This window comes from Enterobacter sp. BNK-13 (genome assembly GCF_048685015.1).
Lineage (GTDB): Bacteria > Pseudomonadota > Gammaproteobacteria > Enterobacterales > Enterobacteriaceae > Enterobacter > Enterobacter quasiroggenkampii.
Genome location: NZ_JBLQTP010000001.1, coordinates 746,334 through 759,654, shown reverse-complemented (window position 1 = coordinate 759,654; position 13,321 = coordinate 746,334). Strand labels below are relative to the sequence as shown.

Genomic DNA, 13,321 nt, shown 5'->3' with positions numbered 1-13,321 from the left:
ACACGCGACAGGTTAATGTGTCTGGCTATGGTTCTCTTTACGGTACGCACCCGGCGGCTGGTTGAACGTACGGGTGAAGATACGGGTAAACGTCTGCTGCGAGTCAAACCCGTAACGAAGGCAGATGTCGTACACCCGGGCGTCGGATTCTCGCAGATCGCGCGCCGCCAGCAGCAGCTTACGTTCACGAATGTAACGTCCCAGACTCTCCCCTTTGTACTGCATAAACAGCCGCTGCAGGTGCCATTTCGAGTAACCCGCATGGCGGGCAATCTCTTCTATTCGTAATGGCTGGTGCAGATTGTCGTCGATCCATTCGACGATAGTGTCGATGACTTGAGCGGAAATGGTCATACTGCTGTCCCCCTCTGCTTCTCGCTTAAACATTATTCCCACCACGCACGAAAGGTTTGTGCGCTGTCGCTTACCCGGACGGGCTCGCCCAGTTCCGGCGTCAGCAACCGATAATTTTTATCCTTGCTGGCTTTTGCCAGCTGGATCAGCGGATCGTTCCAGGCGTGTTTCGCCAGCACGAAGCGTCCGTTATGCCCAGGCACCACGGCTTTCGCGTTCAGATCCGCCGAGGCCTGCGCCGTTTCCTCCGGCAGCATGTGGATGTACTTCCAGTCCTGGTCATACTGGCCGTTTTCCATGATGGCGACGTCCACTTCGCCAAACTGTTCACCGATGGCCCTGAAGTGCGGGCCGTAACCGGAATCCCCGCTGTAGTAAACCTTCTGCTCTGGCGTGACGAACATGAAGCTGCCCCACAGGGTGCGATCGCGTTTGATGCCGCGACCGGAGAAGTGACGCGCAGGCAGAACGTGCACCGTCAGCGCATCGCTGATGCGTACCGACTGGTTCCAGTCGCGCTCGTCAATAATCTCGGGTTTCATCCCCCAGTAACGCAGGTGGGACCCCACGCCCAGCGGCGTCACTACGCGCTTCACCTTCGACAGTAGCGCCTTGATAGTGGCGTAATCCAGATGATCGTAGTGATCGTGTGAGATAATCAGCAGGTCGATCGCCGGCATGCGTTCCGCGCGCCACGGATACTCCCCGGCAAAGGCCTTATTGAGGAACGAGAACGGCGCGGCATAGTTGCCAAGAACCGGGTCAATCAGGATGCGTTTGCCTGCGAGCTGCAGATACCACGAAGAGTGACCGAGCCACACCAGGGTGTCCTGCTCCAGCGGCAGGCTCGCAAGATCGGTTTTCACCAGCGGCAGCGGCTGGGCCGGGCGGGCGTTTTCAGTTTTTTTAGTCAGAAACTCCCACATCGCGACCAGCATATTTTTGTCACCGTTATAACCCGGCGTCGGCAGCGTATTGTGGAATTTCCCCTCGCGATACTGTGGGGAAGCCTCCACTTCAGTGAGCCGTTCACCCTGCGGCGGCTGGCCGAATCCGGCATTCAGAACAAACGGTAAACTCGCGGCTGAAGCAATAATCATGATTAACACCACGCAGATGAAGAGAGGTTTTTTCATATCCTGACCCGAAAACGCGCCCCATCCGATAGCGTGCGCAGGGTAAACTTGATTATGAGTGAGTAAGCACTCATTATAGATATGATGATAAAGTCGTCAAGACGTTTTCGATCTTTGACATTCCGCGTTGCAGCGTGTCAAAGCACGTGTTTCAATCAGGGTTTTTATAATTGACAGGAGGAAAAATTTAGTGGCACGTCCGAAGAGTGAAGATAAAAAACAGGCCTTACTGGACGCCGCAACGGCGGCGTTTGCACAGTCAGGTATTGCCGCCTCAACGGCGCTTATTGCCCGTAAGGCGGGCGTCGCCGAAGGCACCCTGTTCCGCTACTTTGCTACGAAAGACGATCTGCTGAATGCCCTCTATCTGCATCTGAAGCAGGATCTCTGCCAGACCATGCTGGCAAACCTCGATCGCACCATCACGCTGCCTAAAGAACATACCCGCAATATCTGGAACAGCTATGTGGACTGGGGTATTCGTAACCCCGTTGCACATGCGGCGATCCGCCAGATTGGCGTCAGTGAAAAGCTGAGCGTCGAAACGGAACAGGCGGTGAAAGAGATGTTTCCGGAGCTGCATGAACTCTGCCGCCGTTCGGTGCGTCAGGTGTTTATGTCTGATGAATTTAAAACATTTGGCGATGCGCTTTTCTTATCGCTGGCCGAAAGTACGATGGAATTTGCTACCCGCGATCCGTCCCGCGCCGTTGAGTTTAAAGCGCTCGGCTTTGAGGTAATGTGGCGCGGGCTTGCCCAGGAAGAGAGCGATGGACAGTAAAACGTTGCAGGAGCACGCAAAACGCGTGGCGCTGGAACTGCCATTCACCGAACACTGCTGGCCGTTTGGACCGGAGTTTGACGTGTTTAAAGTGGGTGGAAAAATTTTCATGATTGTGGCCGTCGCACACGGGCGGCCGCACGTCAGCCTGAAGTCAGACCCGGAGAAATCGCTGTTAAATCAGCAGATTTATCGCGGCGTTGAACCGGGCTATCACCTCAACAAAAAGCACTGGATCTCTCTTTACGGTACGGACGACGTGACGCCGGAACTGGTTACCGATCTCATCAATGATTCCTGGCATCTGGTGGTGGATAAACTGCCGAAAAAAGACCAGAAGTGGATCCGGCCGGTCTGATTGTTCGTCTGAGACGAACAGATTAAACGCTCGAATTGCCCTTATCTTTTTCCCCGTCCCGCTGTAATCTGCTCATCTTTCGCGCCCGCACGCGGGCGAATTTCATCATCAGGAGTTGTTATGGATATCATTTCTGTTGCGCTGAAACGCCACTCCACCAAGGCGTTCGACGCAAGCAAAAAACTGACCGCTGAAGAAGCGGAAAAAATCAAAACCCTGCTGCAGTACAGCCCGTCCAGCACCAACTCCCAACCGTGGCACTTCATTGTGGCCAGCACCGAGGAAGGAAAAGCGCGCGTGGCGAAATCCGCGGCAGGCACCTATGTGTTCAACGAACGCAAAATGCTGGATGCCTCCCACGTGGTGGTGTTCTGCGCGAAAACCGCGATGGACGATGCCTGGCTGGAGCGCGTTGTCGATCAGGAAGAAGCCGATGGTCGCTTTAATACCCCGAAAGCGAAAGCCGCGAACCATAAGGGCCGCACCTATTTCGCCGACATGCACCGCGTGGATCTGAAAGATGACGACCAGTGGATGGCGAAGCAGGTTTACCTGAACGTCGGCAACTTCCTGCTGGGCGTGGGCGCTATGGGTCTGGACGCGGTACCGATCGAAGGTTTCGACGCCGCGATCCTCGACGAAGAGTTTGGCCTGAAAGAGAAAGGCTTCACCAGCCTGGTAGTGGTGCCGGTTGGGCATCACAGTGTGGAAGATTTCAACGCCACGCTGCCGAAATCTCGCCTGCCGCTGAGCACGATTGTGACCGAGTGCTAATCCCTCCTGGCACGCTGGGTTCCGGCGTGCCTGTTTCAATAAAGCGTAATCTGCGGGTGTTTAATCCCACACACCAGCGCATAACGCGTTAACGTATCAAGGCTTGCCCGGGTAATATTCGCTTCCATTCTGGATACCGTGGGTGCGCTGACGCCCATCCGCTCAGCCACCTGCGCGCGCGTCAGGCCAGCATGGTCTCGCCATTGCGCCAGCATCTCTCGCAGGCGTTCCTTGCGCTCTTCTGCATCAAAAGAAGCCTGCACTTCTGAATTGCTTAACAGTTCCGCTCTGAGCTCATCCCAGTCAATAATCTTTTTGCTCATCCAACATCTCCTGTTGTCGTTTCAATGCCAGACGGAGTTCAGCAGAGGGTGTTTTTTGCGTTTTCTTGATAAATACCCGCAGCAGAAAAATTGTCTTTTCCCGCTGATAAACGTAGATCCCACGAGTGTGGATCAGCCCGACGGTTCTAATTTCAAACAAACCATAGGGTAAGGGTTTGCTGTCAGGTTCTCTCAGTACTGTCGGATTGGTGCGCAATTTATCAAGCTGTCGAATCAGCTTCGCCTGCACCCCAGCAGGCAGTGAGAGAATCTCTTCCCTTACCGCCTCATGAACGATAAGTCTGAACACGATATTTCATCCCTGAGAATATTAGCATATAAGGCAATTTGCATTAAAGGCTAATTTAGCTTTTCGTGTCCCACCTTACCCGTTTTTAACAGACAGAACCGGATCCGCTTTGATTACATGAAAGCCCCTCGCAAAAAACTTACTTTCCCTGCGCCGCCAGCCACTCCATCGCCCGCTCTCCCGCCTCATCCACCGGCAGATACACCAGCAGCCGCGATCCGTTTCGCGGCGCGGAATACCAGTACATCTGCTGCAGCGTAAAATCCCCCAGCTCGGGATGGGTAAACAGCTTGAGCTGGTTCTCCACGCCGCGCACGTCGTTGCGCTGGTGCCACAGGGTTTTGAACTCTTCGGACACCGCGAAGAAACGCGCCAGTTTGGCCTCCCACAGTGGGTCACCCCGGTGTTCGGCCATCGCCGCCCGGAAATAGGAGACAAAAATGGGCAGCACGTCGTCGCGTCTACCGAGGCGCGCGCGCCACGCCGGATGCGTGAGGAACAGATAAATACAGTTGCGATCTTCGGGAGGGATGTCATTGAAATCGACGCCCATCAGATGCCCGAAGCTGTCGTTCCAGGCCACAATATCGAAGTTCGGTTTTTGAATGCTCGCGGGTTTCGGCATCAGCGTATCCAGCAGGCGTCGGGTGCCTTCGCTGATGCCTTCACAGCAGACCGCCTGTGGTGCTTCACCCGGCGGCAAACCCGCTAACACAAACAGGTGCCGGGCCTCGGTAGGGGTGCATTGCAGCGCTTTTGCCACGGCCGCCATCACCGCGCTGGACGGATTGACGTCCCTGCCCTGCTCAAGCCAGGTGTACCAGGTCACGCCCACGTCAGCGAGCATCGCCACCTCTTCCCGGCGCAGACCCGGCGTGCGGCGACGACCGCTGCGCGGCAAGCCGAGACGCTGCGGATCGAGGCTTTCACGCCGGGCGCGTAAAAATGCCCCGAGCTGTTTTCGGGTGTCATCCTGAAGTGAGACGACAGGTTCAGACATCAGCGCCATAAATCCCCCTGCATGGTAGTGCCAGTACCAGTATAAGCAAGAACTGGTACCCGTTTATCTGATGGTAGATGCTACGACCATCTGTTGAATGACGCAATGGAGTTACCATGAATACGTCAGTTGTTTCACCGGGTCGCGCTGGCCTGATATTGCTGTTAACCGGCCAGATGCTGCCGATGATTGATACCTCAATCACCAACGTGGCGCTGGACGCCATTACCCATTCACTGCACGCTACCGCCACCGAACTGGAGCTCATCGTCGCGCTCTACGGCGTGGCCTTTGCCGTCTGCCTCGCGCTCGGCAGCAAGCTGGGGGATAATTTTGGCCGTCGCCGTCTGTTCATGTGGGGTGTGGCGAGCTTTGGCCTGGCTTCGCTGCTGTGCGGAATAGCGGGGAACATTGAACAGCTGCTCGCCGCGCGCATCGTTCAGGGCGCGGGTGCCGCACTGATCATGCCGCAAATTCTTGCCACGCTGCACGTGACGCTCAAAGGTACGGCGCATGCTAAAGCCATCAGCCTGTTCGGCGGCATCGGCGGGATTGCGTTTATCGTCGGGCAAATGGGCGGCGGCTGGCTGGTATCGGCGGATATCGCCGGACTGGGCTGGCGTAACGCCTTCTTTATCAACGTGCCGATTTGTCTGGTGGTGCTGGCACTGAGCCGCCGCTTCGTACCGGAAACCCGTCGCGAGACGCCGTCACGCATCGACTGGCCGGGTACCGTGTTGCTGGCCATCATGCTTTGCTGCCTGCTGTTCCCGATGGCGCTCGGCCCGCAGTGGCACTGGTCCTGGCCGCTGAAGGCGATGCTGCTCGCCCTTGTCCCGCTGGCATGGCTGATGGCGCTGAATGCGCGCAAAAAAGAGCGTGAGAATGCCCACCCGTTGATCCCGCCGCGCCTGCTTGCGCTTCGCAGCGTGCGCTTTGGCATTCTGATTGCGATGCTTTTTTTCAGCGTCTGGTCCGGGTTTATGTTCTGTATGGCGCTGACCATGCAAACCGGTCTGGGGATGGCGCCGTGGCAGTCCGGGAACAGTTTTATCGCCCTGGGCGTGACCTACTTTGTTTCGGCGTGGTTCGCACCTCGCCTGATTGCCCGCTACAGCACCAGCACCATCCTGCTGACGGGTCTGGCGATCCAGATTACCGGCCTGCTGGCGCTGATCGCCACGTTCCGCGTTTGGGGCATGGAGAATACCACCCTGACGCTGGCACCCGCGACTGGACTGGTGGGCTACGGGCAGGCGCTGATCGTGAACAGTTTCTACCGCATCGGGATGCGCGACATTCAGCCTGACGACGCGGGGGCCGCGAGCGCTATTTTAAGCACCCTGCAGCAGGCCGCGCTGGGTCTTGGCCCGGCTATTTTTGGCGCCATTTTGCTGCATGCGCTTCAAAACCATCACGGGGATTACACCCAGGCGGTTAACGTCTTCCTCATGGTGGAAACAGCCATGATGGTGGTGCTGGCTCTGGCGACGCTGCGCATCCGCCATCGCCTGTGCCTGCCGGTGGTAAAGGTCTGCCAGACCGCCAAATAAGTTCGTGAATTTGCATAATAGATCCGCAGCCGCCATTATGGGGCTGCAAAAATACAGGAGACGTTATGCAGGAATTGATTGCTCAGGTTGAAGAGTTAGGCATTGAAATTAATCACACCACCTCTTTAGTGATTATCTTTGGTATTATTTTTCTTACCGCCATCATCGTTCATTTTATTCTGCACAAAGGGGTACTTCGCGCATTCGAAAAACGCGCGCAGGCCAGCAGCCATTTATGGCTGCAGATCATCACCCAGAATAAATTATTTCACCGTCTGGCCTTTACCCTGCAGGGGATAATTGTCAACGTCCAGGCGGTACTGTGGCTGCAAAAAGGCAGCGAAGCAGCGGAAATACTCACCACCTGCGCGAAGCTGTGGGTGATGGTGTATGCCCTGCTCTCCTTCTTCTCGCTGCTGGACGTGATTTTCAATCTGTCGCAGAAAATGGCTACCGCGTCACAGCTGCCGCTGAAAGGGATCTTCCAGGGCATCAAGCTGGTGAGCGCCATCCTGGTGGGGATACTGATTATCTCCCTGCTGATTGGCCAGTCCCCGGCGATTCTGATCAGCGGTCTGGGTGCCATGGCCGCCGTCCTGATGCTGGTGTTTAAAGACCCGATACTCGGACTTGTAGCGGGTATTCAGCTTTCTGCCAACGACATGCTCAAGCTCGGCGACTGGCTGGAGATGCCGAAATACGGTGCCAACGGTACGGTGACGGACATCGGCCTGACCACCGTGAAAGTGCGCAATTTCGATAATACGATTACAACCATTCCTACGTGGGCGCTGGTCTCCGACGCCTTTATCAACTGGAGCGGCATGTCGGCCTCCGGCGGGCGACGCATTAAGCGCAGCCTGAACATTGATACCACCAGCATTCATTTCCTCGACGAGCAGGAACAGCAGAAGCTCATTCAGGCGAAACTGCTGAAGCCTTATCTGGCCGCACGTCATGAGGAAATTAACCTGTGGAATCAGCAGAACGGTGAAGGGGAATCGGTATTAAACCTGCGCAAGATGACCAATATCGGCACCTTCCGCGCCTACCTGAACGAATATCTGCGCAACCACCCGCGTATTCGTAAAGATATGACGCTGATGGTGCGCCAGCTAGCGCCTGATGCGAATGGTTTGCCGATTGAAATATATGCCTTCACCAATACCGTGGTCTGGGCAGAATATGAGGAGATTCAGGCCGACATCTTCGACCATATTTTCGCGGTGGTGGATGAATTTGGTCTGCGTATTCACCAGTCACCCACCGGGAATGATATTCGCGCCCTATCGGGTGTTGTCGCCAGATAATCTTTTTGTAGGCCCGGTAAGCGAAGCGCCACCGGGCGAAAAGGCAGGTGCGGTCTGGTGCCCTCAACCCGACCCTCTCCCACAGGGAGAGGGAGAAAACTGCGCTACTTTTTGCGCGAGAGCTTAAAAGCAATAAACAGGAACACCACCCACACCGGCAGCAGCATCGCCGAGAGGCGCATCTCATCCATGGTACACATCAGTACCAGAATCAGCCCCAGGAAAGCGATACAGAGGTAGTTCCCCGCCGGGTAAAGCAGCGCTTTGAACTGCGTTTCGCGCCCCTTGCGGCGCATCGCGGCGCGGAATCGCAGGTGCGCCAGGCAGATCATGATCCAGTTCAGCAACAGCGTAGCGACTACCAGCGCCATCAGCAGGCCAAAGGCCTCTTTCGGCAGCAGGTAGTTGATCAGCACCACCAGCGACGTGATGGCACCTGACAGTAACAAGGAGTTCACCGGCACGCCGCGACGGCTGACGCGGGTTAAGAAGCGCGGTGCGTTGCCCTGAACGGAGAGGCCAAACAGCATACGGCTGTTGGAGTATACGCCGCTGTTATAGACCGACAGCGATGCCACCAGAATGACGAAGTTCAGCGCAGAGGCGACCACGTTGCTATTCAGATCGTGGAAAATCATCACGAACGGGCTGCTGTCGGACTTCACTTCTACCCAAGGATAGAGCGCCAGCAGCACCACCAGCGAGCCGATGTAGAACAGCAGAATCCTGTACACCACCTGGTTAACCGCTTTTGGAATGCTTTTATGCGGGTCGCGCGCTTCAGCAGCGGTAATGCCAATCAGTTCCAGTCCGCCGAAGGAGAACATGATCACCGCCAGGGAGAGGATCAGCCCTTTCCAGCCGGTGGCGAGGAAGCCGCCGTGCTGCCACAGGTTGTCGATCGTGGCGCGCTCGCCGCCGTGGCCTGAGAAAAGCAGCCACAGGCCAAAGCCGATCATGCCGATAATCGCCAGCACCTTGATCAGCGCAAACCAGAACTCGGTTTCGCCATACAGGCGGACGTTGACGAGGTTAACGGCGTTAATAATGATGAAGAAGGCCGCCGCCCAGATCCACGTCGGGACATCCGGCAGCCAGTACTGCATATAGATGCCTGCGGCGGTCAGCTCCGCCATCCCCACCAGCACGAACATCACCCAGTAGTTCCAGCCGGAGAGGAAGCCGGCAAACGGGCCCCAGTATTTATAAGCAAAGTGCGCGAAGGAGCCTGAAACTGGCTCTTCGACAACCATCTCGCCAAGCTGGCGCATGATCAGGAAGGCAATAATCCCGGCGATACCGTAACCCAGCAGCACTGCCGGGCCCGCCATCTGAATAGCGGGGCCGATGCCGAGAAAGAGCCCGGTACCGATTGCGCCGCCAAGGGCAATTAACTGAATATGTCGATTTTGCAAACCACGTTGCAGCGTCGGATTCTGATCCGACGAGGCTTCGGCGCTACCATGGCCTGAAGCGGATGACGCGTCTTTCACGTCCTACCCCTGTCTCTTTTTTAGAAGGGGCACGTTTTAACACTTCATGCTGGAGGTAGCAAGGGATTGGGGCATCCCTGCCCCGGATAACGAGATGGAACGCTTAGAATTCGTAGCCAACCGCGATCTTAAAGGTACGCGGTTCGCCCTGCGTGATGTAGGTACCGGAATCGTCCACGCTGGCCCAGTAGTTTTCATTGGTCACGTTGTCGATGCCCGCGCGCACCGTCATCTGGTTTGCATTGTGGTTTACCGCGAAGCGATAGCGCATCCCCAGATCCAGCGTGGTGTAGCTGTCCAGCTTTTTGGTGTTTGCCAGGTCAGCGTACTGCGCACCGGAGTGGTTGACGCGGGCGGTCGCCGTCAGGCCATCAATCGGCTTGATGTCATACTCTGCACCCAATACAGCGTAAAAGTTCGGAATACCGATCGCATCGTTACCCTGATTGACACCATTTTTGGTTTTGGTCAGCTCGGCCTGCAGCCAGGTGGCGCTGGCGTTGAGGCGCATCCCGAGCATGGGTTCGCCGAAAATGTTCAGTTCCACGCCGCGGTTACGCTGTTCAGCATCCAGGCCATAGTGGCCGCTGTCATCGAGGATCGCCGACGGCATCTTGATTTCAAACAGCGCAAGCGATCCGCCTACGCGGCCAAAGTCCGCCTTTACGCCCACTTCGTTCTGCTTAGAGTGAACGATACCGGTGCTCTGGCCGTAGTTGGTGGCGGTATTAGGCGCGGTTTTGCCCGGCTGCAGCGCTTCGGTATGGTTAGCATAGAGGGAGATTTCCTCCCACGGCTTGTAGACCACGCCGTAGGTTGGCATCCAGCGGCTGCCGTCGAAGCCGTCTGCCGCGTTTTCCGCACCGGTAATTTTGTTATACCCGCGAATGACCACTTTCTGGTGGCGTGCGCCAGCGGTGAACAGCAGTTTGTCGTCCAGCACGCCCAGGGTATCGCTCAACAGCCAGCCCTGGGTACGGGTGCGTCCGCTGGTCAGCGGATCGCTGTACTTTCCGCCAGATCCGTTGAAGTTGCTGCTGTCCGGCATATCCACGCCGGTGTTGTGGTAGATGTTGGTCGTCGGGTTATCCTTCGTCGCCGACATTTTCCACGCGATTTTTTCGTTTTTGGTCATCGCCGAATAGCCAACGTTGACCTTGTGCGAGATAAAACCGGTATCAAAGTTACCGCGAATGCCCGCCATGCCGCTGACGGAATCGCTGATGCGGTTGGTATCAAGGCGGCTGACCGTTGCCTTACCGCTTTTATCCACCAGCTTCGGCGCGCTGTAGATCCCTTCCTCGTGCGCGTGCTGCGCGCCCAGGCCGGTATAGGCGGTCCAACCGTCGGTGATGTCGTACTCGCTGCGCCACATCCCGAACTCGTTTTCGATATTGCTGTAGGCCCACTTCTGCGAGAAGTTGCGATCGTTTTTCGGCGGCTCGGGCACGAAATCCACCGCCGAAATGTTGACGCTGGTTGGGCTGCCGTGGAAGGTTTTCTTCTGATAGCCCAGATCCAGCGAGGTGCGGAAGCGGTCACCGTTGTAATCCAGGCCGGTAGAGAGCAGCGTGGTGCGGCGGCGATCGTTCGGTATGCCGGTTTCCCCTTCGCGGTGCACCAGGTTCACCCGCGCGCCAAACTGGTCGTTGTCGCCGTAGCGACGGCCCGCATCCAGCGTGGTGCCAATTTGAGAATCGGAAGTGTAGTCGACGCCCACTTTCGCCTGCGGGAGTTCGCCCGCGTGTTTTGGCTCAAGGTTGATCATCCCGCCCACGCCGGAACTCGCCGCGCCGTTCATCAGGGCGTTTGCCCCTTTGAAGATCTCAATGCGCTCAACCATCTGCGTATCCACCACCTGCCGCGGCAGCACGCCGGACAGACCGCCAAAGGTCATGTCGTCACCGTCGAACTTCAGACCACGGATACGGTAGGTTTCCGCGCTGTTGCCGAAACCCTGGACGAACTGCACGCCCGCATCGTTGGCGACTACGTCAGCAATAGTTTTCGCCTGCTGATCTTCCACCAGCTTTGAGGTGTAGCTGATGATGTTGAACGGTACGTCCATGGCGTTCTGCTGGCCCAGCATCCCCATCCGTCCGCCGTTTGCCACCTGTCCGTCGAGGAAGGCCGGTACCAGCCGATCGCCACCGGGTTTGAACTCGCTGGCAGGCTTAGCCTGCACGACGAGGGTATCTTCTTTTTGATCGTCCGCCGCGAAGGCGGAATGTGTTACCGCGCCAACGGCGAGCGCCAGCAGCGTTTTGTGTATGTTGGTGTTGTTCATCGTTAACTCATTTGAAAGTGCGCGCAAAAATGACCCGTTGTCGGGCCTTAGAATGTATTGATAGCAATGCAAATGAGAACTATACGCATTATCCATGCGTTAGCAAGCGTAACTGCGAACAACAAGAAGAGATGGGGAGACAGGGTGAGGAACAACCACCCCGTTTCGGGGTGGCTGCAGTGACGTTATTTTTTCTTGTAGATATTGGCCGTACCGTGAATTTTATTGTTGGTGTTCCCTGAGGTGAGCACCAGAACATCCGCGCCTTTCTTATCGGCTTTCTCAATCAGTTCTTTTTTTGCATCATCAACCGATACTTCATTTGAAGTGCTTACCGTACCGATTTTTTTATACTGAGACTCGACTTTCTTGAACTCATTTTTAGTCAGCAGTTGGGCAGCAAAAGCATTGGTCGTAAACAGTAACGCCGTTCCCAACAAAATAGCAGTCGTCTTTTTCATAACCTTTTTCCTTGAGATTAATCAGCAACTACGAAAAACCTCACGCTTTATGGTGAGGTTTTATGAGCATGGTAGAGAATCTCAGGAAATGCCATTCTTTCGGGAAAATTCTTTTATAACAACCCGTTGCATGAAATTACTAACGAATATTAAGAATAGTCGAATACACGCGCGGCGCCAGCAATATCAATGCGTACCGCCGTGCCCGGGTTCCATCCTGGCTGGCTGACGGTCTTCAGGGTCACGGGCTCGTGCTGCCCGGCGAGCCCAAGGGTGAGCGTCGACAGGTGGCCGGTAAAATCCACATCAAGAATGGAGATTGGGCTTTCATGTGAGGCACATGCCGTCACGCTCAACTGCTCCGGGCGCAGCATCACTCTGCCCTGCCCTGTCGCATGTGCGTTGTCCGTGGGCACCTCACCCAGGGCGCACAGGGCGTAGCCCGCGGTGAGCTGCGCAGGCAGGATTAGCGCATCACCAAGAAACAGTGCCGTCTCTTCGTCAACGGGACGGGTATAAACCTCATAGGGCGTCCCGACCTGCGTGAAACGTCCGGAACGCATGACGGCAACCTGCGTGGCAAAAGACAACGCTTCGTTCTGGTCGTGGGTGACCAGAATCGAGGCCACGCCCGCTTCGGCCAGCAGATCGGCCGTTGCCTTACGCGTCATCGCGCGCAGGCCGGTATCCAGCGCCGAGAACGGCTCATCCAGCAGCATCAGTGAAGGACGCTGGGCCAGAGCACGAGCAAGCGCCACGCGCTGCTGCTGTCCGCCGGAAATCTCGTGGGGCCAGTGCGTGGCGAGTTGCCTGTCCAGCGAGACCATCTCCATCAGCGCCTCAACGCGCTGGCGCTTCTCGTGGCGGGTCCCGTCCAGCCCCCAGGCAATGTTGTCTGCCACGTTGAGGTGCGGGAACAACGCGCCCTCCTGCGGCACAAAACCGATCCCGCGCTGGTGGGCTGGGACAAAACGGTTTTCATCAAACAGCGTTCTCCCCTGCATGACAATACGTCCGGTGTTGGGCGTCTCAAACCCGGCAAGAATACGCAGCAGCGTGGTTTTACCCGACCCCGATGGCCCGACAATGGCCGTTCTGCTCCCCGGCGCAACGCTCAGGTTTAAGCTGTCGAGCACCTGCACATCAGCAAACGATTTAGAAATGGCGGTTAATTCAAGCAT

Annotated in this window: 14 protein-coding genes; 5 read left to right on the top strand and 9 right to left on the bottom strand. The window is 56.4% G+C overall.

Annotated features, from left to right (window positions below; translation table 11 throughout):
* Nucleotides 1-12: 12 nt before the first annotated feature.
* Together ACMGGQ_RS03550 and ACMGGQ_RS03545 are read right to left on the bottom strand one after the other, a co-directional pair.
* Nucleotides 13-354 (bottom strand): RamA family antibiotic efflux transcriptional regulator, encoded by a 342-nt coding sequence (locus tag ACMGGQ_RS03550; protein ID WP_010428317.1) that lies wholly within the window; start codon nucleotides 352-354, stop codon nucleotides 13-15.
* A gap of 32 nt (nucleotides 355-386) precedes the next feature.
* Nucleotides 387-1,490, bottom strand: coding sequence for an MBL fold metallo-hydrolase (locus ACMGGQ_RS03545; protein WP_420289590.1), 1,104 nt, complete (start codon nucleotides 1,488-1,490; stop codon nucleotides 387-389).
* A 190-nt stretch (nucleotides 1,491-1,680) separates the two neighbouring features.
* On the opposite strand from ACMGGQ_RS03545, the gene ACMGGQ_RS03540 reads away from it, so the two are divergent.
* The 3 genes from ACMGGQ_RS03540 to nfsB all read left to right on the top strand — a co-directional run bounded on the left by ACMGGQ_RS03540 (nucleotide 1,681) and on the right by nfsB (nucleotide 3,403).
* Nucleotides 1,681-2,271 (top strand): TetR/AcrR family transcriptional regulator, encoded by a 591-nt coding sequence (locus ACMGGQ_RS03540; protein ID WP_048026898.1) that lies wholly within the window; start codon nucleotides 1,681-1,683, stop codon nucleotides 2,269-2,271.
* Entirely contained in the window at nucleotides 2,261-2,629 is a 369-nt protein-coding gene (locus ACMGGQ_RS03535) for an MmcQ/YjbR family DNA-binding protein (protein ID WP_023293103.1), read from the top strand. The genes ACMGGQ_RS03540 and ACMGGQ_RS03535 overlap by 11 nt, the downstream gene beginning before the upstream one ends.
* 120 nt (nucleotides 2,630-2,749) lie before the next feature.
* Nucleotides 2,750-3,403: an oxygen-insensitive NAD(P)H nitroreductase gene (nfsB, locus tag ACMGGQ_RS03530; protein WP_420289589.1), complete on the top strand. Its 654-nt coding sequence runs from the start codon at nucleotides 2,750-2,752 to the stop codon at nucleotides 3,401-3,403.
* Between the two features lie 35 nt (nucleotides 3,404-3,438).
* On the opposite strand, the gene ACMGGQ_RS03525 is transcribed toward nfsB, so the two are convergent.
* From ACMGGQ_RS03525 to ACMGGQ_RS03515, 3 genes are all read right to left on the bottom strand, one after another.
* Nucleotides 3,439-3,726, bottom strand: a complete 288-nt coding sequence (locus ACMGGQ_RS03525) for a helix-turn-helix domain-containing protein (RefSeq protein WP_045909670.1) — start codon at nucleotides 3,724-3,726, stop codon at nucleotides 3,439-3,441.
* Nucleotides 3,707-4,036 (bottom strand): type II toxin-antitoxin system RelE/ParE family toxin, encoded by a 330-nt coding sequence (locus tag ACMGGQ_RS03520; RefSeq protein ID WP_048026897.1) that lies wholly within the window; start codon nucleotides 4,034-4,036, stop codon nucleotides 3,707-3,709. Before ACMGGQ_RS03520 ends, ACMGGQ_RS03525 begins: the two co-directional genes overlap by 20 nt.
* A gap of 139 nt (nucleotides 4,037-4,175) precedes the next feature.
* Nucleotides 4,176-5,045, bottom strand: a complete 870-nt coding sequence (locus ACMGGQ_RS03515; RefSeq protein WP_045909671.1) for a helix-turn-helix transcriptional regulator — start codon at nucleotides 5,043-5,045, stop codon at nucleotides 4,176-4,178.
* 107 nt (nucleotides 5,046-5,152) lie between these two features.
* Here ACMGGQ_RS03515 and ACMGGQ_RS03510 point away from each other — a divergent pair, with 107 nt between their 5' ends.
* Together ACMGGQ_RS03510 and ACMGGQ_RS03505 are read left to right on the top strand one after the other, a co-directional pair.
* Nucleotides 5,153-6,589, top strand: a complete 1,437-nt coding sequence (locus ACMGGQ_RS03510; RefSeq protein WP_048026896.1) for an MFS transporter — start codon at nucleotides 5,153-5,155, stop codon at nucleotides 6,587-6,589.
* Between the two features lie 65 nt (nucleotides 6,590-6,654).
* Complete coding sequence (locus ACMGGQ_RS03505) at nucleotides 6,655-7,899, top strand: mechanosensitive ion channel family protein (protein ID WP_048225987.1); 1,245 nt, start codon at nucleotides 6,655-6,657, stop codon at nucleotides 7,897-7,899.
* Nucleotides 7,900-8,003: 104 nt separating this feature from the next.
* On the opposite strand, the gene pheP is transcribed toward ACMGGQ_RS03505, so the two are convergent.
* The 4 genes from pheP to ACMGGQ_RS03485 form a co-directional block, all read right to left on the bottom strand.
* The gene (pheP, locus tag ACMGGQ_RS03500; protein ID WP_045909674.1) at nucleotides 8,004-9,392 is read right to left on the bottom strand and encodes a phenylalanine transporter; all 1,389 of its coding nucleotides are present in this window, start codon (nucleotides 9,390-9,392) and stop codon (nucleotides 8,004-8,006) included.
* A 103-nt stretch (nucleotides 9,393-9,495) separates the two neighbouring features.
* Nucleotides 9,496-11,679, bottom strand: coding sequence for a TonB-dependent receptor (locus tag ACMGGQ_RS03495; RefSeq protein ID WP_420289588.1), 2,184 nt, complete (start codon nucleotides 11,677-11,679; stop codon nucleotides 9,496-9,498).
* Nucleotides 11,680-11,864: 185 nt separating this feature from the next.
* Complete coding sequence (gene yahO, locus ACMGGQ_RS03490) at nucleotides 11,865-12,140, bottom strand: DUF1471 family periplasmic protein YahO (RefSeq protein ID WP_048225977.1); 276 nt, start codon at nucleotides 12,138-12,140, stop codon at nucleotides 11,865-11,867.
* 149 nt (nucleotides 12,141-12,289) lie between these two features.
* Complete coding sequence (locus tag ACMGGQ_RS03485) at nucleotides 12,290-13,321, bottom strand: ABC transporter ATP-binding protein (RefSeq protein WP_235400992.1); 1,032 nt, start codon at nucleotides 13,319-13,321, stop codon at nucleotides 12,290-12,292.